The sequence below is a fragment of the Streptomyces sp. NPDC001093 genome (genome assembly GCF_040298985.1).
Classification (GTDB): Bacteria; Actinomycetota; Actinomycetes; order Streptomycetales; family Streptomycetaceae; genus Streptomyces.
Window position 1 is genome coordinate 27600 of the sequence record NZ_JBEPBF010000042.1, and the last position, 24752, is coordinate 52351.

Annotated in this window: 13 protein-coding genes and 1 pseudogene; 10 read left to right on the plus strand and 4 right to left on the minus strand. The window is 70.1% G+C overall.

Annotated features, from left to right (window positions below; translation table 11 throughout):
* Positions 1-85: 85 nt before the first annotated feature.
* The 3 genes and pseudogenes from ABT288_RS21920 to ABT288_RS21930 form a co-directional block, all read left to right on the plus strand.
* Positions 86-874, plus strand: coding sequence for a hypothetical protein (locus ABT288_RS21920; RefSeq protein ID WP_450860272.1), 789 nt, complete (start codon positions 86-88; stop codon positions 872-874).
* Between the two features lie 164 nt (positions 875-1038).
* Complete coding sequence (locus ABT288_RS21925; protein WP_351610270.1) at positions 1039-2649, plus strand: peptide-N4-asparagine amidase; 1611 nt, start codon at positions 1039-1041, stop codon at positions 2647-2649.
* A gap of 44 nt (positions 2650-2693) precedes the next feature.
* Positions 2694-2884, plus strand: a pseudogene (locus ABT288_RS21930) (cation:dicarboxylate symporter family transporter); the annotation flags it as partial.
* A gap of 111 nt (positions 2885-2995) precedes the next feature.
* On the opposite strand, the gene ABT288_RS21935 reads toward ABT288_RS21930, so the two are convergent.
* Entirely contained in the window at positions 2996-3445 is a 450-nt protein-coding gene (locus ABT288_RS21935) for a MarR family winged helix-turn-helix transcriptional regulator (protein WP_351610273.1), read from the minus strand.
* Between the two features lie 113 nt (positions 3446-3558).
* On the opposite strand from ABT288_RS21935, the gene ABT288_RS21940 reads away from it, so the two are divergent.
* Complete coding sequence (locus tag ABT288_RS21940) at positions 3559-5370, plus strand: ABC transporter ATP-binding protein (RefSeq protein WP_351610275.1); 1812 nt, start codon at positions 3559-3561, stop codon at positions 5368-5370.
* Positions 5371-5433: 63 nt separating this feature from the next.
* The gene (mltG, locus tag ABT288_RS21945; protein ID WP_351610279.1) at positions 5434-6318 is read left to right on the plus strand and encodes an endolytic transglycosylase MltG; all 885 of its coding nucleotides are present in this window, start codon (positions 5434-5436) and stop codon (positions 6316-6318) included.
* A gap of 12 nt (positions 6319-6330) precedes the next feature.
* Here the strand turns inward: mltG and ABT288_RS21950 are convergent, their stop codons facing one another.
* The gene (locus ABT288_RS21950; protein ID WP_351610320.1) at positions 6331-7410 is read right to left on the minus strand and encodes an NAD(P)-binding domain-containing protein; all 1080 of its coding nucleotides are present in this window, start codon (positions 7408-7410) and stop codon (positions 6331-6333) included.
* Between the two features lie 453 nt (positions 7411-7863).
* Between ABT288_RS21950 and ABT288_RS21955 the strand changes: the two genes are divergently transcribed.
* The 4 genes from ABT288_RS21955 to ABT288_RS21970 all read left to right on the plus strand — a co-directional run bounded on the left by ABT288_RS21955 (position 7864) and on the right by ABT288_RS21970 (position 13514).
* Complete coding sequence (locus ABT288_RS21955) at positions 7864-8286, plus strand: secondary thiamine-phosphate synthase enzyme YjbQ (protein ID WP_351610282.1); 423 nt, start codon at positions 7864-7866, stop codon at positions 8284-8286.
* A gap of 349 nt (positions 8287-8635) precedes the next feature.
* Positions 8636-9001, plus strand: a complete 366-nt coding sequence (locus ABT288_RS21960; protein ID WP_351610285.1) for a hypothetical protein — start codon at positions 8636-8638, stop codon at positions 8999-9001.
* Positions 8991-13265: a polymorphic toxin type 17 domain-containing protein gene (locus ABT288_RS21965; protein WP_351610288.1), complete on the plus strand. Its 4275-nt coding sequence runs from the start codon at positions 8991-8993 to the stop codon at positions 13263-13265. Before ABT288_RS21960 ends, ABT288_RS21965 begins: the two co-directional genes overlap by 11 nt.
* A gap of 21 nt (positions 13266-13286) precedes the next feature.
* Positions 13287-13514, plus strand: a complete 228-nt coding sequence (locus ABT288_RS21970; RefSeq protein ID WP_228617260.1) for a hypothetical protein — start codon at positions 13287-13289, stop codon at positions 13512-13514.
* A gap of 260 nt (positions 13515-13774) precedes the next feature.
* On the opposite strand, the gene ABT288_RS21975 is transcribed toward ABT288_RS21970, so the two are convergent.
* Both ABT288_RS21975 and ABT288_RS21980 read right to left on the minus strand, forming a co-directional pair.
* Positions 13775-18757 carry a hypothetical protein gene (locus ABT288_RS21975; RefSeq protein ID WP_351610290.1) on the minus strand — a complete coding sequence of 1661 codons (4983 nt, stop codon included), beginning with the start codon at positions 18755-18757 and terminating at the stop codon, positions 13775-13777.
* 67 nt (positions 18758-18824) lie between these two features.
* Complete coding sequence (locus ABT288_RS21980) at positions 18825-19733, minus strand: S-4TM family putative pore-forming effector (RefSeq protein ID WP_351610293.1); 909 nt, start codon at positions 19731-19733, stop codon at positions 18825-18827.
* 219 nt (positions 19734-19952) lie between these two features.
* Here ABT288_RS21980 and ABT288_RS21985 point away from each other — a divergent pair, with 219 nt between their 5' ends.
* Positions 19953-24602 carry a WD40 domain-containing protein gene (locus ABT288_RS21985; RefSeq protein ID WP_351610295.1) on the plus strand — a complete coding sequence of 1550 codons (4650 nt, stop codon included), beginning with the start codon at positions 19953-19955 and terminating at the stop codon, positions 24600-24602.
* Positions 24603-24752: the final 150 nt, after the last annotated feature.

The following is a 24752-nucleotide window of genomic DNA, read 5'->3' on the forward strand; positions in this document are numbered from 1 at the left end:
GGAGCGCCGAAATGCACCGGCTTCCGGCCACCGCTCACCGGGCCCGGTGCCGCTGCCGTCACCCGGATGTCCGGAAGATCGCACAATGAGCCGTTGCCCAGGCCACCATGGAAGCGTGAAGATCCCCACTCTGCGGCGAACGACGGTCGCGGTGACGGCTTTTGGAAGCCTTCTGGTGACGCTGTCGGCGTGCGGCACGGACGCCCCCGGCCCGACTCGCTCCGCCGCGGCGGCGGGCCCCGGCCCCGGCGGGCAGAGCCCGACGGTGTCGACCACCCCCACGACCGGCCCGACCCGCATCCCGGGCGTCGGCGACCGGCTGTTCCGGCAGATCCCGCGTGACTCCGGCCAGGTCGTCGCGGTGTACGGAGAGGACGAGGACTCGGCCGATTCCATGGTCGTGCTGTACACACGGGAGGGACCGGAGTGGCGGGCGGTGGCCGACTGGCCGGGGCACAACGGGCGGAACGGCTGGACCACGGACCATCACACGGGTGACGAGCGCAGCCCCGTCGGCGTGTTCGGGCTGTCCGACGCGGGGGGTGTGCTCGCCGACCCCGGCACCCGGCTGCCGTACGACCAGGACGAGGAGGGCTATGCGCCGCCGAACGAGTGGGGCGAGGCGCACCAGCACGACTTCGACTACGTCATCGCCATCGACTACAACCGTCTCCCGGGCACCCGGCCGGACGACCCCACGCGCCCCGAGGGCGACGACAAAGGCGGCAGTATCTGGCTGCATCTCGACCACGGCGACGGCACGTCCGCGTGTGTCAGCGTGTCCAAAGAGGCCATGGAGTTCCTGCTGCGCACGCTCGACCCGGACCTGCACCCGGTGATGGTGATGGGCGACCAGGCGGAACTGCGCGCCTGACGCACCGGCGCGTGCGGGACCCGGCGGCCAGGAATGGCCAAGCCCGGCACGGGCATCCATGTGAGTGACGTGCGACTTGGCGTCGGCACGCCCGGCGTGCGATCGCGCCGTTCTTCCCGAGGCGTCATTGCGGGTCGCCCCCGACTGCCCGTAGAACACCGGGCATGAGAAGACGGATAGTCATGTCCATGCTCGCAGGGGCGACCCTCCTGGCGAGCGCGTTCTTCGGCACCGGAGCCGCTGCGGCCCAAGCGGCCGACGTCCCGGCCGAGTTCGGAACCGACTGGCACGATCCGGTCACCGCGGCGCCGCCCGTCGAGCGACCGCACGCCACGTCGTGCCAGGTCACCCTCGCCGACGCCCAGTTCCGTGACTTCACGCCGTACCGGGGCGCCTACACCCCGCCCCAGGGCTGCGGCGACCACTGGAGCAAGGTCGTCCTGCGGCTCGACGGCAAGGTGAAGGGCCGTCAGTACGACCGCCTCGGCTATCTGCACGTCGGTGGGGTCGAGATCCTGCGCACCTCCACCCCGGAGCCCTCGCCCGACGGCATCGCATGGCACGTCGAGAAGGACGTCACCCGCTACAGCGACACCTTCCGCAGCCCGCAGGACGTCGAGATGCTGATCGGCAACGTGGTGGACGACACCTACACCGGCGTCATCGACGTACACGTCACTCTGACCTTCTACGCGGGCCGTCCTTCGCAGCGGACCCCAGACCGCGTGCTCACCCTCGCCGACACGCCCGACGGCGCGACCCTCACCACCCCGCGCAACAGCGAGCGGATCGTCGCCGAGGTCTACGCGACCGGTTCGGGCGGCGGCTGCGAGGAGTTCTGGTACCTGACCGTGGCCGACCCGGCGTCGTACTCCTGCAAGGCCGATCACGGCCCCTACCGCGAGGTGCAGATCAAGGTCGACGGCCAACTGGCCGGAATCGCCGCACCGTTCCCGAACGTCTGGACCGGCGGCTGGTCCAACCCCTTCCTCTGGTACGTCATCCCGGCGCCGCACGCCTTCGACGTCCGGCCCATCGAATACGACCTCACCCCCTTCGCGGGCCTGCTCGACGACGGGCGTCCGCACCGCGTCGAGGTCTCCGTCGTCGGCGTGCCCGCGGGCCAGTCGGGCTGGAGCGCACCGGTGAACGTCCTGGTCTGGCAGGACGCGCACCGCGCTCACGTCACGGGGGCGCTCACCGAGAACAAGGCGACGGACATCGCCAACTCCTCCACCTACACGCCCGGTTCGGAGAACCATGTGAACACCGATGCCGGACACCGGCTCACCGTGTCCGGATACCTCGACACCTCGCACGGCCGCGTGACCACAACCGTCACCCGCACACTCGCCAACACCTCCGTCCACCGGTGGACCGACGGGGAGAACACGGACGCACTGGACGCGACCTGGACCGACGACCAGACGGTCACCGTCGCCGGCGACGGTCCCGCGCGGGCGACGCGCACCGACCGGACGTACACCATGAACGGCGCGACGACCATCGGTGCGGACGACCGGCTGCGTACCGTGCTGACGCTCGGCGACCGCGCGTCGGTCGTGGAACTGCGGGATGGCCGACGCGTCGCTTGGTCGCGGCTCGACGACACCTACAGCGGCGACGCGGCGTACACGATCAACGTTCCGCGCGACCAGCGGCATGCGGTCGGCACGTCGAGCGAGCGCTATCGGCTGTACGGCTCCGACGGCTGTTACGACCGTTCGCTGACCACGGTTCAGGGAGTGCTGACGGAGGATCGCGAGCGCTGTTGAGCACGGCGCTGCGGAGTGCGCCACGCGCGCGGTGATCTACACGGCTGGGCGCCTGCGTATTCGTGCTCGGCATCGTCGTCGGGAAGCCGTGGCCGGAGCCGGCCACGGCTATCCGGCCGCTCGGCGACGGTTTCGTGCGCCTGGTCAAGGCGGTCATCTCGCCGCTGGTGTTCCGCGTGGTCGTCCGCGACATCGCCAAGGCCGCGATCTGAAGGCCTTCGGGCGGATCGAACTGCTCCGGAAGCGGGCTGACCGTCGAGGAACTCGCGTCGCGCGCCGGCTGATCCATGCCGACGGGCCGTACGCCGAGCCCGGTGCCCCGTACGCCGTGCCCGTTGCGCCGTGTTCAGCAGCGCTGGCCGCCGTCCCCCTCGATGAGTGTGTCCAGCAGTACGCCGAGCACCTGGCGTTCCTTCTCCGTGAGCGGAGCGAGTATCTCCTCGGCCGCCGAGCGGCGTGCGCCGCGCAGCTCACGCAGGGTCGTACGCCCCTCGTCCGTCAGCTCGATCCGGGTCACCCGCCGGTTCGCCGGATCCGGCATCCGCCGCACCTTCCCGTTCGCCTCCAGCCCGTCGACCAGCGTCGTCACCGCGCGCGGCACCACCTCCAGGCGCTCGGCGAGGTCGGCCATGCGCGGAGGCGAGGCGTAGTGCGCGAGGGTGCGCAGCAGCCGGGACTGGGCCGGAGTGACGCCCAGGTCGTGCCGTTCCAGATGGCGTTTCTGGATGCGGTGCACCCGGCGGGTCAGCCGCAGCAGCTGCTCGGCGAGGAGGCCGTCGGGATCGGGGGTGGTCATGCGGGAACAATATCAGGATGCAGTTCATTGTGAGTATAGGTAACAATGAGCTACGATCCGTTCGTCATCGTCGGCCGATCCCGACCGGCGCCCGTTCACCTCCGTAGGAGCCCATGCATCCCGACCGAGAACCGTCCTGGACCCCGCCTGCCGACGCCAAGGAACAGCCCCGGCAGGTGCGCCGCATCCTGAAGCTCTTCCGTCCCTACCGCGGGCGGCTCGCGATCGTCGGCCTGCTGGTCGGCGCCTCCTCGCTGGTCTCGGTGGCCACGCCGTTCCTGCTCAAGGAGACCCTGGACGTCGCGATCCCCCAGGGCCGCATCGGCCTGCTCAGCCTGCTCGCGCTCGGCATGATCCTCAGTGCCGTGCTCTCCAGCGTCTTCGGCGTCCTCCAGACGCTGATCTCGACCACTGTCGGCCAGCGCGTCATGCACGATCTGCGCACCGCTGTCTACGGCCGGCTGCAGCGCATGTCGCTCGCCTTCTTCACGCGCACGCGCACCGGCGAGGTACAGTCCCGGATCGCCAACGACATCGGCGGCATGCAGGCCACCGTCACCTCGACCGCCACCTCCCTGGTCTCCAACGTCACCAGCGTGGTCGCCACGATCGTCGCGATGGTCGCCCTCGACTGGCGGCTCACGATCGTCTCGCTGCTCCTGCTGCCGGTGTTCGTGTGGATCAGCCGCCGCGTCGGCAACGAACGCAAGAAGATCACCACACAGCGGCAGAAGCAGATGGCCGCGATGGCGGCCACCGTCACCGAGTCGCTCTCGGTCAGCGGCATCCTGCTGGGCCGCACCATGGGCCGTTCCGACTCGCTCACGGCGTCCTTCGCCGAGGAGTCCGAGCGCCTGGTCGACCTGGAAGTGAAGTCGAACATGGCCGGGCGCTGGCGCATGGCCGTGATCACGATCGTCATGGCCGCGATGCCGGCCGTCATCTACTGGACAGCAGGCCTGGCCCTGCAGTTCGGCGGCCCCAAGGTCTCGCTCGGCACCATCGTCGCCTTCGTCTCGCTCCAGCAGGGACTGTTCCGGCCGGCCGTGAGCCTGCTCGCCACCGGCGTCCAGATCCAGACCTCCCTCGCCCTCTTCCAGCGCATCTTCGAGTATCTGGACCTGCCCATCGACATCACCGAGCGCGAGCGGCCCGTCCACCTCGACCAGGTCAAGGGCGAAGTCCGCTTCGAGGGCGTTGAGTTCCGCTACGACAACGACGACAGGATGACCCGCCCCGTCCTCGACGGCATCGACGTCACGGTGCCCGCAGGTGGCAGCCTCGCCGTCGTCGGCCCGACCGGCGCCGGCAAGTCCACGCTCGGCTATCTGGTGCCCCGCCTGTACGACGTCACCGGCGGGCGCGTCACCATCGACGGCGTCGACGTCCGGGACCTCGACTTCGACACCCTCGCCCGCGCGGTCGGTGTCGTCTCGCAGGAGACGTACCTCTTCCACGCCTCGGTCGCCGACAACCTCCGCTTCGCCAAACCGGACGCCACGGACGGGGAACTGCAGGCGGCGGCCAGGGCGGCGCAGATACACGACCACATAGCCGCGCTGCCCGACGGCTATGACACGGTCGTCGGCGAACGCGGCCACCGCTTCTCCGGCGGTGAGAAGCAGCGCCTCGCGATCGCCCGTACCATCCTGCGCGATCCGCCGGTCCTCATCCTCGACGAGGCGACCAGCGCGCTCGACACCCGTACGGAGGCCGCCGTCCAGGAGGCGATCGACGCCCTGTCGGCCGACCGGACGACGATCACCATCGCCCACCGCCTGTCCACGATCCGCAGCGCCGACCAGATCGTGGTCCTCGACTCCGGACGGGTCGCCGAACGCGGCGGCCACGAGCAACTGCTGGAACTGGGCGGGCGGTACGCGGCGCTGGTGCGACGGGACGCGCAGCTCGAACCGACGCGCTGACGCTGCGGCCGACAGACTGAACATATGCCGGGTTCGTGGCGATATGCGTATTACCGTTCCCGCATGCAGACGAACATTCCGCCACGGAGCACGATTCGACTGACCCGCCGGGGCAGACTCGTCCTCGTCGTGGCCGGCGCCGTCGTGGCCGGCACCGCCGTGGCGGTGCCACTGCTGACGCTGGACGGCACATCCGAGCGGACACCGCCCGCCGTGCTGGTCGTGCCGGAGGGCTGGCGTGCGAGCCAGGTGTACGACGCGATCGACAAGGCTCTCCGGCTGCCTGCCGGGAGCACACGCACATCCGTCGGGGAGGCCGGTCTGAAGCTGCCGAGCGACGCCGCGGGCAACCCGGAGGGCTATCTCTTCCCGGCGACGTACCCCCTTCAGAGGGGAGCGACGCCCGAGTCCCTGCTGCGATTCATGGTCGACACCGCCGACAGCAAGTTCGGTGCGGCGCCGATCGCGGCCGGGGCGCAGCGCAACGCGGTGAACGTCTACCAGACCGTCACCATCGCCAGCATCGTCCAGGCCGAGGCCGCGACCAGGGAGGACATGGGCAAGGTCGCCCGGGTCGTCTTCAACCGGCTGAAGCGCGGGATGCCGCTGCAGATGGACTCGACGATCAACTACGCGCTGAACCGCAGCACCGTCCGCACCAGCCAGATCGACGCCCGCATCGAGAACCCCTACAACTCGTACCAGCGCATGGGCCTGCCGCCCACACCGATCGACAACCCCGGCGAGGACGCGATGCGCGCCGCGCTCACCCCGACGCCGGGCGACTGGCTGTACTTCGTCACGGTCAAGCCCGGAGACACCCGCTTCACCTCGGACTACGCGACACACATGCGCAACGTGGCGGAGTTCAACTCCTTCCACCAGGGCACGGGTCGGGCGCAGAGCCCGAGTGTGAGCCCGGCTTTCCCGCGGTCTCGGGCCCGCTGAGCCGGCGGAACGTCACGCGGCGACCGGTTGTTCCTCGTCCAGCAGTCGCCTGATGTCCCGGACGGCCGCGCGGCCCGCCCGGTTCGCGCCGATGGTGCTGGCCGACGGGCCGTAGCCGACGAGATGGACGCGCGGATCGGCAACCGTCCGGGTGCCCTCGACGCGGATCCCGCCGCCCGTCTCCCGCAGCCGCAGCGGACGGAGATGGTCCAGCGCGGCGCGGAAGCCGGTTGCCCAGAGGATCACATCGGCGGTGACGTGCCGTCCGTCGTCCCACTCCACGCCGTCCGGGGTGATCCGGTCGAACATCGGCCGCCGGTCCAGGACCCCGTCCGCGAGCCCCTGCCGGACGGCGTCGTTGAGGGGCAGCCCGGTGACCGAGACCACACTGCGCGGGGGCAGCCCCTGGCGCACCCGCTCCTCCACCAGCGCGACGGCCGCGCGGCCCGATTCCTGGTCGAACGGCCCCTCGCGGAACACCGGAGGCCGCCGGGTGACCCAGGTGGTCGCGGCCGCGTACGGGGCCAGCTCCAGCAGGTGCTGGGTGCCCGAGGCGCCGCCGCCCACGACCACGACGCGCTGTCCGGCGAACTCCTCGGGCCCGGCGTACTGCGCGGTGTGCAACTGCCGCCCGCGGAAGGTGTCCTGACCGGGATAGCGCGGCCAGAACGGCCGGTCCCAGGTGCCGGTCGCATTGATCAGGGCGCGCGCCGACCAGGTGCCGTCCGAGGTCTCCGCGAGCAGCCGCCCGCCGTCTCCCTCCCGTACAACCTTTACGTCGACGGGCCGTCGCACGCGCAGGTCGAAGGCGCCCTCGTACCGGGCGAAGTACGCACCGATCACCTCCGCCGAGGGGCGGGCGGGATCGGCGTCCGTCAGCTCCATGCCGGGCAGCGCGTGCATCCCGTGCACCTTGCCGTACGTCAGCGAGGGCCACCGGAACTGCCAGGCGCCGCCCGGCGCGGGGGAGTGGTCGAGAACCACGAAGTCGCGGTCCGGCTCGAATCCGGTGCGCCGCAGGTGGTAGGCGCTGGACAGCCCGGCCTGACCAGCGCCGATGACGACAACCTCGACCTCACGCAATTCGTTCACGCTTCTACTAACCTGGTGCCGGGCAGGGATCTTCCCGGGAGCGTCGTCCCGGGGCAGGAGCCGGCCGACAACTCCGGGATCACGCCGTCCCCGATCAGCGCGGTGCCCGGCAGACTCGGCGAAGACCCGCGCGAGCGAGGCGATGAACAACGGGATGAGACCGACGAACGGCACGGTACGCAGCATCTGCACCGGCGCGTCCGACACGCCGGACCGGGTCGCCATGGCCGACGGCGGCGGACCCACACCGACCAGTCAGGGCAGCGGAGCCCGACGGGAGAAGCAGACCGGAAGGGGAGTCGGCGGCCGCGGCGACATACGAACGCACCATGCGGCAGAACGTGGCCAGACGCCCGTGTCCCGGCCAGCGGCGTCTCGTCTTGTGGACCAGTCGTCTCGGGAAGTGCTCGTAGCCCGGACTGCGAAACCCCGCGTATGGGCCAGGATGGGGGCATGCCAGATGCCTTCACCACCCGCATGCTGAACATCTCCACCGGCTCCCGGGAGCGTGTCGTCGACCTCACCGCCGAGTGTGAGGACTTCCTGCGCGAGGCGGCGGCCGGCCGCGACGGCCTGCTCAGTGTTTTCGTCCCGCACGCTACGGCCGGAATCGCCGTCATCGAGACGGGCGCAGGCAGCGACGACGACCTCCTCGCCGCCCTGCACACCCTGCTTCCCGCCGACGACCGCTGGCAGCACCGCCACGGCAGCCCCGGCCACGGCCGCGACCACGTCCTCCCGGCCCTCGTCCCGCCCCACGCGACCCTCCCGGTGATCGGCGGCCGCCTGGAGCTGGGCACCTGGCAGTCGGTCTGCCTGGTCGACACGAACAGGGACAATCCCGAGCGCAAGGTCCGGCTGAGCTTCCTCGGCTGATGTATGTGCCGGAACCGTAGCGCCGAATTCCGGCCGCGCCCAATGCCCCTTGGCCCCCGCCGGATCAGCCCGTGACCGCTCCGCAAGGGTGGAACGCGCCAGGTGCGGTGGCCCAGGCTGCGAAGCCGGGAGCGGATGGTGTCGCGGCGGCGAGCCAGCGCCGCTTGATCTCTCTGCTGTGCGCGCGTGCGGCTGCCCTCCGACAGCCCCAAGGCGCCGCGCAACGTCGTTGTGGGGCGCTGTCTCACCGTCCGTGCATTGCCTGCGCATGTCTTCGATATGGCCTTCCCTTGACTGTCCTCCTCTAGGGTCGGAAGCCGCAGTTGCGAACCGGGGGGAGACGACAGCGATGGGCGACGGCAAGGTCCCCGGCAAGGTTCTGGACATCAAGACCGCCGACATCAAGGCAGCGGCACCGGCCTTTCACCAGGGGGCCGTCGATCTGAGCAAGGCCCTGACCACTCTCATCAAGACCCTGGACGGCCTGGGCGAGCCCTGGGGGCACGACGACCAGGGCAACCAGTTCGGCGACGTCTACAAGCCGCACCAGAAGAAGATCGAGAGCGCGGCGGGCATCCTGGTGCTCGGCCTGACGAGCATTCACGAAGCCATGGTCGACATGGCCGACGGACACGTGGACAACGATCAGCTCATCGCCGGCATGTTCACGGAGATAAAGACCCACAAGCAGAGCGACGGTGCCGGTGAGCATTGAGTCCAAAGCCCGCCACATCCTTCTCGACATGGGCCTGTGGTGGCCCGAGGCCGACCCCGACAAGCTACGGGCCGCTGCGAAGGCCTGGCGCGCGTTCGCCCACTCGGTGGATGACGTCCGTTCCCCTGTGCACCGCAGCGCGTCCGGGATCATCCACAACAACACGGGTGAGTCGATCGAGGCGTTCCACAAGTTCTGGGGCCGCTACGCCACCGACCAGCACAGCGGCTGGCTGAGCGACCTCGCGGAGTCCTCGCGGGACATGGCCAACGGGCTGGACAAGTTCGCCGACGGCATCGACGACGCGATCAACAAGCTGTGGACGCGGATAGCCATCGACGCCGCCGTGATCGCGGGTGGCGTGGCCCTGGCCATCATGACCGCGGGCATCGCCTCCGGGGCGGCGGCAGCGGCGGCAGACGCGGTCATCGAGTTCGGCGCCACGATAGGCGTCGGGGTCTCCGCAGTGGTGGCCGACATCATCGGAGGTGCCTTCGCCGGCGTCGCGTTCGGCGGGGTCGAGTCGGTCACCGTCGACCTCGCCGTGGCCCAGCCGCTGCAGATGGCGACGGGTCTGCAGCACGGCTTCAGCCTGGACGAGGTCAACCAGGCCGCCAAGGACGGCATGATCTTCGGCGGCGCGCTCGGGGCGGGCGGCGGCCTGCTGAAGGCGAGCATGGAAGGCGGCCTCGCCGACACCACCCCGCTGCTGCTGCGCCCGCCGTCGCTCCGCCCGGACCTGGTCGATCTGGGCACGGCGGCCCGCAACGCCGACGACACGCCGTGCGTGGGCGAGCCGATCGACGTGGCGACCGGCGCGATGCTGATGACGCAGACGGACCTCACGCTGCCAGGCAGTCTGCCGCTTCAGTTCACGCGCACTCACCTCTCCTCCTACCGGGGTGGCGTCTGCTTCGGCCCGACCTGGATCTCCACCCTGGACGAGTGCCTCCAGATCGACGGTGAGGGCGTCGTCTTCGCCGCTGCCGACGGCATGCGCCTGGTGTACCCGATCCCCGAGCCGGGCGTGCCCACGATGCCGGCCAAGGGCGCCCGCTGGCCCCTGGAGTGGGACGGCAAACCGGACGGCGCGATGACGGTCACCGACCCGTCGACGGGCGTGACCCGCACCTTCGCCGCTCCTGTCCCGTCCCCCTCCTTCGGCGTGTTCCACCTGGCCCTCGATTCCTGGGCCGACCGCAACGGCGACCGCATCGACGTCGAACGCGACGACGAGGGCATCCCGTTCGGCATCCGCCACTCCGGCGGCTACTACGTCGCCGTCGACACCCAGGGCCCCCGCATCACGGCCCTGCGCCTGCTGGACGAGCCGCCATCCCGTTACCGCCCGGGCAGCACAGCCGACGAGGGCACGGTCGTGATGCGGTACGGCTACGACGCCACCGGCAACCTCACCGAGGTCATCAACTCCAGCGGCGAGCCCCTGCGCTTCACCTACGACACAGAGGGCCGCGTCACCCGCTGGACCGACCGCAACGGCACCTGGTTCTCGTACGTCTACGACGACCGCGGCCGCGTGACTCGTACCGAGGGCATCGACGGCATTCTCTCCGGCACCCTGACCTACGACGACACCGCCCGCACGACGACGTACACGGACTCCCAGGGGCATGTCTCGGTCCACCGGTACAACACCGAAGGGTTGGTGGTGGAGGAGACAGACCCTCTGGGCCATGTCACGCGGACCGAGTGGGACGAGTACGGCTCCCGGCCGCTCGCGGTGACGGACCCGCTGGGCTACACCACGCGCTACGCGTACGACGACGCCGGCAACCTCACCGGCCTCAGCCTCCCCGATGGCCAGGAGGCCCAGGCGGAGTACAACGCGCTCGGAGTGCCGACAAAGGTCGTCGAGCCGGGTGGGGCGACCTGGCGGCACACCTACGACGACCGTGGCAATGTGATTGCCACCGTGGACCCGACCGGTGCCGAGACCCACTACGCATACGACAGTTCAGGGCACCTGGCCGCGGTCACAGACGCGCTCGGTCAGACACGGAGGATCGTGTCCAACGCGGCCGGCTTGCCGATCACGCTCAGCGACGAGCTGGGACATGAGACGACCGTGGGCCGCGACTCGTTCGGCCGGATCGTCGCGGTGACCGACCCACTCGGTCACACCACACGCATGGGGTGGACCGTCGAGGGCAAGCCGAAGTGGCACGCGTACCCCGACGGCACGCGCGAATCCTGGACCTGGGACGCCGAAGGCAACCTGATCGCGCACACCGATCTCGCCGGAAACACGACCCAGCAGACGGCTGCACCCTTCGACGTCCCGGCAACCCGCACAGACTCGGACGGCACCCGGTACGGGTTCACATACGACACCGAGTTGCGTCTGACAGGCGTCACCAACCCCGAGGGGCGAACCTGGTCCTACCTCTATGACGAGGCTGGCCGGCTGATCGCGGAGACGGATTTCAACGGGCGCACGCTGACGTACGCGTTTGACGCCGCGGGCAGGCTGATCGCCCGGACCAACGGCGCCGGCGAGGTTCTGCGCTTCACCCGTGACGCGCGCGGCAGGGTCGTGGCCCAGGAAACCGACAGTGGTGAGATCACGACGTACGCGTACACACCGGACGGCAACCTGTGCCGCGCGGCCAACGCGGACGCCCAGGTGGCTCTGGAACGGGACGCGCTGGGGCGGATCCTGTCGGAGACGGTCAACGATCGCACGTCGGTCTTCCGGTACGACGCCCTTGGGCGCCGTACTCGGCGCGTGGCACCATCCGGTCTGGCTTCGGACTGGACGTATGACGCGGCCGGACGACCGGTGCGACTGCGCTCAGCGGCGGGCTCTCTGGACTTTTCGCACGACGCAGCGGGTCGTGAGATCGAGCGCCGGTTCGGCGAGGGAGTGACCCTCACGCAGAGCTGGAACCCGAACGGGCAGATGACCGCGCAGTCTCTGGCCTTCGCCACCGCTGGGACCGATCCGGGCCGCCTCCTCCAGCACCGCACGTACGCCTACCGGGTCGACGGCCATCTCACCGAGATCCGAGAGCTGACTTCGGGTACACGCCGCTTCGGTCTGGACGGCACGGGCCGGGTCACAGAGGTACGGGCCCACGGCTGGACCGAGACCTACGCCTACGACACCACCGGCAAAGTGCGACAGGTGTCGGCACCTGGCCACGGCTCCCCCGGTGAGCGCGCGTTCGAGGGCACGATCGTCCGCCGGGCGGGGCGGACGACGTACGAGCACGACACCCAAGGCCGGCTCATCCGCCGTACGCGCAAACTCCTCAGTGGGAAAACCCATACATGGTCCTACGGCTGGAACGCGGAGGACCGGCTGACCGAGGTGGTCACGCCGAGCGGTGACAGATGGAGGTACACCTACGATCCGCTGGGCCGGCGCATCTCCAAGCACCGTGAGACCGAGGATGGATCACCCGCCGACCGTGTCGAATTCTCCTGGGATGACACCCGTCTGACCGAACAGACGGGCCCGGACGGCAAGGTGACCACGTGGGACTACGAACCGGACACACACCGCCCCGTCACCCAGACCGTTCACACACCGTCGCCTGTCCCCGCGGGAGGCTCCTTCCTCGCGCGACTCGCCGAGGAGACGGGCCCCGAGAGCGCTACGCGTTTTCTCGCAGTCATCACCGACAACGCCGGTTCCCCCATGGAGCTCGTCTCCGAAGAGGGCGAGGTGGTGTGGCAGCGTCGTAGCACGTTGTGGGGCACCCACCTCCCTGCCGGGACCGACGAGCCGGAATCTGTCCTCTGCCCGCTGCGCTTTCCGGGCCAGTACGCCGACACTGAGACAAGCCTGAACTACAACTACTTCCGTTACTACGATCCGGAAGTCGCCCGGTACCTCAGTCCTGACCCGCTGGGGCTCGACGCCGCTCCCGATCACCACGCCTACGTCGACGCGCCGCTGCTGCTGGTCGACCCGCTGGGTCTGAAGTGCGAAGAGGTGGTTCCCACACCCCGGACCGGGGTCAAGGGGCTCATCAAGGACGCTCAGCTCCCCCACACGGGACGCATCCGCTTCGTCCCGGACAAGAGAGTGTCGGTCAGTACGGGCCTGCCCCGTGGCGCTCGGAAGGGTTACATCGACCGGTTCGGTAACGAATGGATCAAGGGACCGTCCAGGACCGCCGGGCAGCCGTTCGAGTGGGATGTTCAGCTGAGCAAACTGGGCAAGGCCAAGATGGGATGGCTCAGCAGGGACGGTAGCCACCTTAATGTGTCCCTCGACGGCGAGATCACCCATAAGTGATGGGAAAGGACTGACTCCAAGATGGCGGACACCCTCCCGTTCTACGGAGAAGTGCGCGTGCTCAGGGCCTCCGACAGACCCGATCTGGAGGGCAAGCTCGGAGGCATCCTTGGCATCACCGAGCCGCCCGACGAAGCGACTCCGCCTGCCTACGCCGTGCTGATCGACGGAGAGGAGGAGGTATACACGTTCCTCCGCGAGGAGATCGAGCCCACGGGGCATATGCGAAAGCAGGAGGACTACTACTGACGGCCGTCGCCGACGTCTGGGCGTCACTGTCTACGACGCGGGTCTGCGGTGATGCCTGAGAGCAGTCTCTTTCCGGAAGACAAGGTGAGAGCCCGGTCCTCGGGTCTTGCGGGGCTGGGCCTCGTTGACCGCGGCGCCGATCAGCCTACGAGCCTCCAGCCGGCGTGGTCGCCCCGAGGGGATGACCACGGCACCGACGGTGGATGCGTGTTCGCGACTCGGTTGATTTTGACGGTCGGCCGATGGTCGGTGGCACCGGGTCAGGAGGGCTTCGAACCGGAATTCAGGGCCGGCAGCCAGCGCTGCGGGCTGCCCTCGGTGCGCAGGAGGGTGCCGACACGCACCGTCTCCCGGATCACGTCGGGCCACGGGCTGCTGTCGGCGATCGCGAGAAGATACCTCGCCGGCTCGTCGGTACCTTTGCGAACGCCACTCCGGATCAGTACGCGCAGGAGCTCGTCGGGGCCTTCCCACGAACCCCCGACGAGTTCCCTCCACTGTTCCGGGGTGGCCCGTTCGACGAGACGGGAGATCGGGCTGTACCAGCGCTGGGCCAGTGTCGTCACCTTGCCCGTCGACAGTGTGCGCAGTCTCCCGGCAGCCGCGTTGACCAACTTCACCGCATCCTGCGGCGAGGCTTCGACGAGGCGTTCGAGGAGCCGTCCGAGCACCGTCACGTCGTCGACCTGCGTAGCCGTTGCCAAGTGGCGCAGTGCGCTGAGACGTGCCTGAGCGACCTGCTCCTGTGTATCGAGCGGGTGGTGGCGGCACACCAGGCCCATCAGGCACCGGCGGGCCACGGCCTGGACGTTCTCGTGCCACCGCTCACCCTGCCCGGTACGCCCCTGCGTGTACTCGGCAGCAGCGAACTCACGTAGGGTCCTCTCTTCCAGTTGCCGCCACTCCGGAGTGTTCAGGGAGCCGTTCGAGCTGTGCTCGACAATCGTCTCGACGAGGAGCAGCGCGGCACTGAGGTGACGTGGATGGTGGCGTCTGTCCAGCATCTCGCAGAGCCGGGCCGGGGTCGGGGGACTGAGGACGCCCCGGGTGATCAGCATGCGGCGCACATGGATGGCCTTCTGGGCGTTCTCGGCACCGTAGTCCCGGGTCCAGGCGAGATCGCACAGTTCCTCGAGCGCCGCGGAATGCCGGCGCAGGACGGTCGTCAGCCGACGGTCGACGTCCGCCCCGCGGTGGTTGAGCACCGCGTTCAGCCAGCCGGGATCCAGCCGGAGATCCACGGATCCTCCAGCGAACAACTCGTCCAGCAGCTCGGGGTGCTGCGGTACGAGTCCCTGCAGAGAGCGGGCGATCCTCTTGTCCGTCTGTGTCACGCCGATGCCCCGGGCAAGACCCCTGACGTTGCCGCTCCTCGCCCGGTCGGTTCGCCACAGCCGCAGTGCTTTTCGCGCGTGCGGGTGCTCTGCCGCCGCGGCGGCGACCAGCAGAATGGCGACGTTCGGGTCGGTGAGCCAGATCCGGCGCAACTCCTCCTCCGTACGGCGCTCGTCGCGGCGGTGAGCTGATCGGTTCGCGGCGTCCTCGGGCCACGCCTCTCCGACCAGCCGGGCCGTGGTGGCCACATCCAGGTCGCGCTTCCAGGTGTCCACGGCAAGCCGGTGCGTGGCGTCGGCGGGGACGGCCCGGTCGTGTGCCCGCAGCCTCCGGGCCAACCAGCTGCGGACGGCTTTCGTGGCGGCCGGCTCCGGCCCGGGAACACGGCGGGACGGATTGTCGCCGCCGATCGTGTCGGCGGTCTCCTGCGTGGCGGTCAGCAGAGGCAGGAGCAGACACGTGGAGAGCAAATTCAGCGATGCGGGCCTTGTGACCTCCTCCAGCACCCCGAGCAAGTGGCGGACCTCATCGGGGGATGTCTGGAGCGCCAGCTGCGCCACAGCACGTACTTGTGCGTACGACATGAACGCCTCGGGACGCCGGGCCGCGGACCTCAGGACGGCGTCCAGAGCCGGCTGCCGGCCGTTGGCCAGCCAGCTGCTCGCCATCAACCGTCCCAGTGCCGCCTGGACCTGAACACCGTTCTTGTTGCCCTGGAGGTCCTGACCCCAACGGTGGCGCACGACGTGCCGGACCGCGGGATAGGGCCGCTCCGGCCAGTCCTGCCGCCGCGCGGCCAGCCGCAGACAACGGGCCATCGGAGCCAGGTCGCGGTGCGGATCCGTCATCACCATGCGCAGCCGATGCCACACCCAGTCGGGGCGCTTGGGCGCCAGCGCCTCCAGGACCCCGAGGAAGTTGTACATCTCGGAGTTGTGCAGGGTCAGCAACCAGGCCCACACGCATTGCCGGGGATCACAGCGCGTGCCCCGGCAGGGGCCCTTGCCGGACGCGGAGGACGGGCAGGTCCGGTCGAGGACCGTGATCACGCTCTCCGGCAGGAGCTCGGCGAACCATGTCAGAGCGATGAGCACCGGCTGTCTCAGCTCGTCATGACCACCGCGCCACAGCCCCAGCAGCTCGTCGACGATCCGCTCGCGGTCCTGGTGACAGGTCGTCGGCAGCGCCTGCAGGTAGATCCTGGCCAGGGCGGGACTCAGCGTGGCGATCACCGGTGTGAAATGACGGCGCAATGCGGCATCGGGCGCCGGGAGCCGGGCGTAGACCCGCACCTGCATGGCTCGCAACCCATGGAGCTCCGGTGAGTCGTCGTCCCAGGTGTCGGCGAGCGTGCTGGTCAGCAGAGCCGTGCACGCCCGGGCGGCACGGCCGCCGGCCCGGCCGGCCTGGATGAGCGCTTGCTCGGCGACGGCGAGCCGGAACTGATCGTCGGGATGCTCCTTCAGCCAGCCGAGCAGCTCGCTGAGCGGAGACGGGCTGTCGGACGCGGCAGTCCGGCAGAGCCGGCGGCCGGCCGCGTACTCGAACAAGGTCTGATGGAAGTACGAGTAGCGCTCCGTGGCGCCGGCACCCTGGCGTTCGACCACACCTCGTGCCACGAGCCCCTGCAGGCTTCGTGTCGGTTCAGGGATCCGGGAGGAGGCAGGTGAACCGTTGCCCAGCTCCGTGGCCGACAGCTCGACCCTGCCCTCCTCCAGCATCAACTGGGCCAGTTCCTCGCCGGCCTCGGAGAGATCGGGCGGCGGCACCGTGCCGGTCCGGAGGGCGTCCCCCGCCCGCTGGTCCTGGCGGACGCGGTGGGTCCAGTAGAGGTCGTAGAGGGTCGCGGTGTCGATCTCCTCCACCAGGGGCGGCTTGGGGGCGAACGTCTCGAACAGCATGCGCAGGGTCAGGGGAGCCGCGCACACCTCGCGCATCGGCAGCCCTTGTACCGCCGCCTTGGTGACGGTACGGCACACCTCGTCCACGGAGACCTCGGGCTCTCCCTCGTAGAAGTACCGCGCGTGAGACCGGATGGCCTCTTCCTGCTCGCGTGGACTGTACGGGCCGAGTCTGTGCTGCTGGAGGTGGAAGTCCCTCACGTACGGTTCCAGGACGTCCCACTCCCGCTCCCTGCAGGTCATCAGGACCGGCACCGAGTTCTCCGCGGCGATCGTGAGCAGTTCCTGGAGCAGAACGAGGCCTGCCGTGTCGGAGACCAGCAGGTCCGCGGTGTCGAAGAGGAATACCGCGGGACCCGGCAGGAAGCGGCAGGCGGCGCGCACCGTCTCCAGGGTGAGTCCGGCACCGGATGCCGTGTTCCAGAGGTCGCCGGCCCGCAGAAAGTAGGGCCGCGGGCCTGCCGGGTCCGCCGCGAACACGCGATGGAGCCGCCACAGCAGCGTCGTCTTCCCGGTGCCGGGCTCCCCTTTCACGCACGCCGAGCGGCCCTTGCCGAGCAGGTCGAGCAGGTCACGTTCCAGGTCCCTGGGGACGGCGAGCGCCGCCAGGTCCAGGGGCTGGGCGTGGGTGCCTGAAGCACCCTGGTGTCCCGCGGCGACGACGGCGGTGCGGCTGTACGCCTCCAGCCGGCGCAGTTCCTCGGACCGGCCCGTGGCCGCACCCCTGGAGACGGACGCGGCCTGCGCCGTGCTGTCCGCCGGCCCCGTGTCCGTGTCCTTCGTGGACCGCTGATCCAGCGGAGCTGGTGTGCGGGACGGCACTCGCGGGCCGGCCGGTACCGGCGCGGTGATCGGCACTCCACCGGGGCTCGGGCGGTCCTCCAACCACCTCAACAGCTCACCGCCGGCGTGCGCCGCCAGCCTGAAATACCACCACCGTCCGCCATCGCCCAGGTTCTCGTAGGTGCTGAACCGCAGGCCGGTCGCGACCAGAGAGAACAGGAACTGCGGGATCCACACGTCGTACAGGCCGCCCTTGGAGACGTCGCCGCAGGTCTCCCGCACCGCCCGCACGAGGTCGCTGGCCGCCGGGGTGATCCGGCGCAGGTATCTCTCGTGGGGGCGCACCAGATGGCGCAGCAGGGCGTCGCCTTCGTCCGTCGGCTGCGCCCGGGCCGTCGGTGCCAGGGCGGACAGGAGCAGCATCGCCACGTCCCGCGACAGCGGCGCGTTGTCGGAGAACGTCGCCAGGTCGATGAGCTGGAACTCCTCGAACCGGGCCCTGCCTTCCCGAAACGGCACCAGTACGTTGTGCAGGTGGAGGTCGCCGTGCGCCCGTCCCCGTACGACGTCGAGCTCCGGGCGCCCGGTGTCTCCGGTGGCGAGCGCCAGAGGGTTCGGCAGGTCCAGGCCGTCGACGCGGATCCACGGCGTGTCCGCTTCCAAGCCCCCGATCCGCGAGCCGTAGGCGAGTGCCGAGCCACCGCTGGAGACGAGCGCGCCGAGTTCCTCGCGCAGCAGCTCGCCGACGGGCCGGCAGTCGGACGTCCCGCCGCCCGGGCCCTTGTTCCACTCCGTCAGCAGCCATTTCGTCAGATGGGCGCAGCCGGCGGGCAGTTCGTTCCTTTCCAGGGCCGCCATGGCGCGCACCTCGCGCAGGCTGCCGGTCGCGGGCGACTGGAACGTCAGCATGCGGCCGTCCTGCACCGGCCAGGACCAGGGCAGCGGCTTGGTCACATGGTCCTTCGCCGTCTCATGGGCATCCGCGTGGTTGCGCCCCTCGTCCTCCTGGCCGGGGGCGGACACCTTGACCACCACGACGCCGGGCGTGGGCCTGACCACCACCGCGGTCAGCAGGGCCCCACTGGCGCTCTGGCCCAACGGCTGCCACAGGGGCTTGAAGGGCCGGACAGAGCGGCCATGCACTCCCTTGCGGGCCCAGGCGACCAGCGCCTTGGACGCCAGCTCGTCGTCGAACAGATATTCAAGGCCGTCCGCGTTCTCCACCTTGCTTTCCCTTGATCCGTGTCCCGTCCGCGGGGCGATGTGAGATCCAGTTCCCAACGCCGCGGCATCAGCCCGGCTGGGGCGTCCGGTGGGCGACCAGACTTCGCATGTCGTCCATGGCGGCCTGGAAATCGGCCCGGTCCGTGCTCTTGAAGCGCCGGAAGAACCAGTCCGGCACGCGGGTGTACCGCTGCCGGGACTGGAAGATCACGTCCTGCACCTGCCTGGCGAAAGCCAGCAGTGCGCTCGTCTCACCGCCTGCGGCGACCCTGGCCTGAAGAAGTTCCATCACCCGCTCCCGTTCCCCGGCGACCTGCCACTGGGTACGGCACACCTCCAGGCCCATCATCGCCGCGCCGAGCGAAGGCACGTACCACAGCAGCACGAGGTCGAGCACGTTCATACGCGTCGACAGACCGACCACGAGCCCCGCGCCCAGCCAGAACAGGACCGCTGTCAGCACCGTGCGGGCATAGCGGCGGCGGACTCGGGCGCCCCATCCGAGGTTCTGCAGCTGGCAGGCAAGCACCTCGTAAGGATGCGGCAGTTCAGGAATCTCGTAGTAGTCGCGCAGCTCGGCCTCGTCACCCGAGAAGCGTCGGCTGAGGCTGTTGATCAGCTGCGCCGCGGGCGGGGAGCCTGCCATCGCGCTGTTCCACTCCAGGTGGAACAGCCTGACATCGAACGACTCCTGCAGCAGTGCCGCGCGACGGGCCTCGCTGCTCTCCCAGTGCGTGAGGCCGATCGAGTACGCCACCGCCCACACCCCGCCCAGCACCGTCACGGACGCGCTGAGACCTGGGAGGAAGATGATGACGAGCCCGGCGACGGCCAGCAGCACCGATACGCCCATGCGCGCGTTGGCCAGACGCTGGGCCCTGCGATGGGATGCCGTCATGGCCCGCAGCCGGTGCAGGGCCGCCTCGTCGTTCTGTTCCGACAGGATGCGGGAGCCCCCGAGCGGCTCGCTGCCCATGACGTTCCCCCCTCGTCTTCGGCCGTGCCCTTACTCTGCCCGCTGGTCCGTGTCGTGTACACAGGTGCTTCGGCCCACCGCGTGGCAACAGAGGCCGAGTTGATCCCCCGTGGCCGTACCCGGAGCGACCGGCCGCCGCTCTCGGCAGTGCCACAATGGATCCGGTCGACGCGCGGCTGGTCGTGTCCGTCGTGTCGAGGTCTCAGTGCGGGGGAGATGATGACCGAGCTTGCCGAGCTGATCACCTGCCTGGGGGACGAGCAGGCGGCACGGGCGTTGCTCCGCTGGGCCGACGACCTCGGGACGACGGTCAAGCCGGTCAGCCCGCGCTGGAAACCGTCGGGGAAGGGCTACACGGGCGCCGCGCTCGCGGCGGTGACGGTGATCCCGGGGACGGGAATCGTGGTCGTCAAACTGTGTCCCGACGCTCAGCGCGCCGAACACGCTGCCCACGAACGCGCCCGGCGCGCCTCCCGGGACTTCGCCGAGCGGCACCTGACCGAGCCGGCCTACCCGCCGTATCCCGTGGGCGACGGACGGCTGCTGACGTTCCAGAACCCCGCCGGCGGCAGCCTGCGGGGTGTGGAGACGATGGCCCGCCTGGACGGAAACGATCTGATGTCCGCCTTCCGCGCGGTGGCCACGGGACTGGTGATCGACTGGAACGGGGGAGTCGAGGACCGGCAGGCCGAGGACGTCTCCCTCTCCGGGTTCCTGCGGGAGGAACTCGGCGAGTTGCTCGCGGACGGCGGTGAGGCCCGGGCCCACGCCGCCGGGATCGACGCGCTCCTGTTGGACGGGTCGCGGGGGGCCTGGATCGATGTCGACGGCACAGTCGTACCGAACCCGCTGCTCATGGCCCTGGGAAACCGTCGGCTGCCCGATCCGCGGTTCAGGGTGGTGCGCGGTGCGGCACACTCCGACCTGCACCTGCAGAACGTCATGGTGCCCTTCCGCAGAGGAACGCTGTGCCCCGACGCCTACCGGCTCATCGACCTGGCGGACTTCGCAGAGGCGGCCCCCCTGACACGGGACCTGGCGACGTTGAAGCTCTCGGTCCTGGCCGACAAGGTGCCCGTCGACCTCGAAGCCGACCAGGAACGCACGCTGCTGGCCTATGTGGTCAATCCCCAGGACGCCCATGTCGCCCATCTCGTCCCCCGGCTGACACAGCTCCTGGACGGCATGCACAGCGCCTGCGCCGGGGTCGTCCCGGACAACTGGCGGGATCTGTGGGCGGATCAGCTGCTGCTGTCCGTCCTGGCCACGGCGTTGCGCTTCACCACGTACGAGAACCTGGGTGACATCCGCAGGTGGCGGTTCTTCCGCCTGGCGGCCTACGCCGGCAAGGAGTTACTGGCACGCCACGACGTGGCACCGCCAGTCACCGCACTGCGAGTCGTACCGCCGCCCTCGGCGGCCGTTGTGGCCGCGCCCGCCGACCCCCGCCGCGAACGCGTCCCGATGACCATCCCGGCCTCCGACCGGCCTCTCGTGGATGCGCCGAGGCCCAGGGCCATGCCGCACATGGCTCCCGCGGTCCCCTCACATTTCGTCGAACGGCTCGAAGAGGGCGACGACTTGCTGAGATCGTTGCTGAAGGCGGCCGCAGCGGAGGCGCGGGCCGGAGCCGCCGACACGGCTCTCGCCGTCGGTCTGTCCTCGTCCGTCACCGGGGTCCACGGCACCGGCGGCTTCGGCAAGACCACACTGGCCGCGTGGGCCTGCCATCACCCGGACGTGCTGGCGGCCTTCCCCGACGGGGTGCTGTGGGTACAGCTCGGCCGGGACGTGCCGCGGCAGCGGATCATCACCGTGGCACGCGATCTGGTCAGACTGCTCACCGGCGCCGAACCCCCGGCCTACGCCACCGTGGAGGCGGCCGGTGTCGACCTGGGCGCCGCACTGGACGGACGGCGCGTCCTGCTGGTCGTGGACGACGTGTGGCGCCGGGAAGACCTGGAGCCGTTCCTGCGCGGCGGCAGCGGCTGCGTGCGGCTGGTGACCACCCGCAGCCGCGGGATCCTGGACCCGTCGGCGCCGCTGGTCCGCATCGACCGGATGTCCTTCGCCCAGTCGCTGAGCCTGCTGACGGCGGGGATCGACGGGACCGAGAACACCACCGTACTGCCGCTGTTCGAGCGCTCCGGCCGTTGGCCGCTCGCCCTGCGCCTGCTCAACGGCGTCCTGCGCAGCATGGTGCAGCGCCTCGGCATGAACCTGGCGGACGCCGTGCGGGAGATGGCCGACGACCTCGACCACCGCGGACTGCAGGAAACGCTCGACGAGTACGCCGACCCGCACACCCGCACCGTGGAAGCCACCGTCGACCTCAGCCTCGAGGAACTCGCCCGGATCCCGCGCACCGGCCGCAACTCCCTGGCCCGGCTGCTGGCCATGGCCTGCTTCCCGGAGGACCAGCACATCCCGTACCGCTGGCTGGCCCGGCTCTGGCACGTCACCGAACTGACCGCGCGACGCGAGTGCGCCCGCCTGGACGACCACTTCCTGCTGGCCCAGTTCGACGCGGACGGCGTACGGCTGCACGACGTCATCCGGGACGTCCTGCAGCGCCGCGACCCGCGTACCGTACGGCAGGCGCATCGCACCCTGCTGGACGCCCACGCGCCGCTGTGCGCCGGAACGGGCTGGCACGCCCTGGCCGGGCCGGACGCCGACCCCGAGTTCCTGGACAACGTCACCTACCACCTGGCGGCGGCCGGTGACGGCATCGGCCTGAACCACACCACCACCGACTTCCGGTTCCTGGTCGCCCGGGTCTGGCGCAGCGGCCCCACGGCCCTGGAAGCGGAAGCGGGCCGCCGCAGCCGGGTCTTCCTGCCTCTTGGCAGGGATTCCTTCGCGAGGGAACTGGGTCTGCTGGTCTACGGGGAGGCACACCTGCTGGCCGGACACGCGCGGCGTGTCGACCTCGCCGTCACCCTGTACAGCCGCTGTCTGGCAGCACGGGAGGTGATGGCGCGGCTGCACCACACGCATGAGGCCCTGGCCGGAAGACTGGTCGCGAAAGCACCCTTTCCCGACGGTCCCGACGGGCGGCTGTGGCGGGTGCTGACCGGCCACACGGGTGCCGTGCACGCCCTTTGCTGGCGGCCGGACGGTCGGCTGCTGGCCACCGGCAGCGCCGACGGCACGGTACGGATCCACCGGGTCGAGGAGGACGGGGAACCGGACCTGGTGGTGGACGCGGCGGGCGGCGGAGCGGTGACCGGCCTGGCGTGGAGCCCCGACGTGGTGTCCCTGGCCGTGGGCACCGACCGGGGCGAGGTGCTGCTGGTGGACCCGTCGGAGGGACGGATCATGCGGCGGCTGGACCTCGGCGGCGATGACCGTCCCCCTGTCCAGGTTGCCTTCGCCCCCGACTCCGGGGCCGTGGCCGTGGCGTGCGGGAGAGACGTACGGCTCTGGCACGCGCCGTTCACCGAGGACAGTCTGGGACCACCGCTGGCCGGCCGGCGCGAGGCCACCTGCACGGTACTGGGCTGGCACCGCCGGGGCGGGCTGGCGGCCGGGCTCGCCGACGGCAGGGTCCACCGGTGGAGGGGGGAGCCGGAGGGTGAACCGGCGGTGCTCGACACCGGTCAGTCCGTGGTCCAGGCCCTGGACTGGCACCCGGACGGGAACATGCTGGCCGTCGCCGGGCACTCGGCGGAGGTGACGCTCATCGACTGCGCCGGTGCCGACGCCACGGCCCGGGTCTTCGGCGACGAACCCAGCGGCGCCGCTTGGCTGCGGTCGCTGGCGTGGACGCCGTCCGGGGACACCCTGCTCACGGGCGACAACGACGGCACCGTCTTCGTGTGGAAGGTCTCCTGGTGGGGGAGCACCCCTCGCCTGCAGCTCACCGACAGCTTCTCCGCCCGTGGCGTCCAGGTGAAGGCGATCGCTCCGCATCCGCAGGAGCACAGGATCGCCGTCGGCACCCGGCAACCCGTGGTACGTCTGTGGACCCCCGACCAGCAGGATGATCCGGACACCGGGCTGGCCGGCCGGGTGAACACCGTGGCCTGGTCCTCACGGAGTGCCCTGGCCGCGGGGAACACGGGCGGTCAGCTCATGGCGACCGAGGCCGGTCTCGCGGACCTCCCCGTCTGGTCGCGGTACGCCGTGTACGCGCACGACGGCGATCTGCGGAGTGTGTCCTGGGCACCGGACGGACGGCGTCTGCTGAGCGTCGGCGACGACGGCCGACTGCTGCTGTGGGACGCCGAAGGACACGAGAGGGTCCGCGTCCTGGCCCGGACGCTGACCTACCCGGGCGCCGTCGCATGGAGTCCCGACGGCCGCTGGGTGGCCGCCGGGGACAACAGCGACGTGCTGCTGTGGCGGACGGCGGACTGGCAGCGGGTCGGCAGCATTTCGGTGGGCGCCAGTGTCAACGCTCTGGCGTTCGCACCCGGCGGGTCACAACTGACCGCGGCCACCACGTCCATGGAACTCCGCGTGGTTCATCTCGACGAGGCCGGTCGGCCCACGGGGACGGTCGGGGAGTGGGACGGCCACGTCGGTTCGATCGGTGCGGTGTCCTGGTCACCCGACGGCCGGCACCTGGCCACCGGTGGGTACGACGGTTACACGCTGTTGTGGGATACGGGGACCCGACTGCCTCGCTGCGTGCTCGAAGGCGACGGGACGGCGGTGTGGGGCGTGGCCTTGTCCAGGGACGGAAGCCGTTTGGTCGCCGTCACGATGGGAGGCTCCGCCTTCCTGTGGGACACCGAATCGGAGGCCCAAGTGTGCCGACTGCGTGTCGACAATCACCTGTCCTCCTGCTCCTTCCACCCGCACGACGACCGCGTCCTGCTCGGCGGCTCGGCCGGCCTCTACTTGTGCAGCATCCTCCGATGAGCTTTCCGGACCGCCTCGCCCACCAGGGCGAAGTGACCTCCCTCATGGGTGACAGCTACCGCATGCGCGGCTGCGGTCTCGGACGGGTTCCCGCGGCCCCGGCAAGGTGAGCACGGCTCCACCGGCCGGGCAGTCCCTCACTGTCCGTGT

Bases quoted from the DNA above. Each gene is read 5' to 3' on its own strand.
- mltG (WP_351610279.1), top strand. From the start codon at position 5,434: ATGCAGACGAACATTCCGCCACGGAGCACGATTCGACTGACCCGCCGG.
- ABT288_RS21970 (WP_228617260.1), top strand. From the start codon at position 13,287: ATGGCGGACACCCTCCCGTTCTACGGAGAAGTGCGCGTGCTCAGGGCC.
- ABT288_RS21955 (WP_351610282.1), top strand. From the start codon at position 7,864: ATGCCAGATGCCTTCACCACCCGCATGCTGAACATCTCCACCGGCTCC.
- ABT288_RS21960 (WP_351610285.1), top strand. From the start codon at position 8,636: ATGGGCGACGGCAAGGTCCCCGGCAAGGTTCTGGACATCAAGACCGCC.
- ABT288_RS21925 (WP_351610270.1), top strand. From the start codon at position 1,039: ATGAGAAGACGGATAGTCATGTCCATGCTCGCAGGGGCGACCCTCCTG.
- ABT288_RS21985 (WP_351610295.1), top strand. From the start codon at position 19,953: ATGACCGAGCTTGCCGAGCTGATCACCTGCCTGGGGGACGAGCAGGCG.
- ABT288_RS21980 (WP_351610293.1), bottom strand. From the start codon at position 19,733: ATGGGCAGCGAGCCGCTCGGGGGCTCCCGCATCCTGTCGGAACAGAAC.
- ABT288_RS21920 (WP_450860272.1), top strand. From the start codon at position 86: ATGAGCCGTTGCCCAGGCCACCATGGAAGCGTGAAGATCCCCACTCTG.
- ABT288_RS21935 (WP_351610273.1), bottom strand. From the start codon at position 3,445: ATGACCACCCCCGATCCCGACGGCCTCCTCGCCGAGCAGCTGCTGCGG.
- ABT288_RS21940 (WP_351610275.1), top strand. From the start codon at position 3,559: ATGCATCCCGACCGAGAACCGTCCTGGACCCCGCCTGCCGACGCCAAG.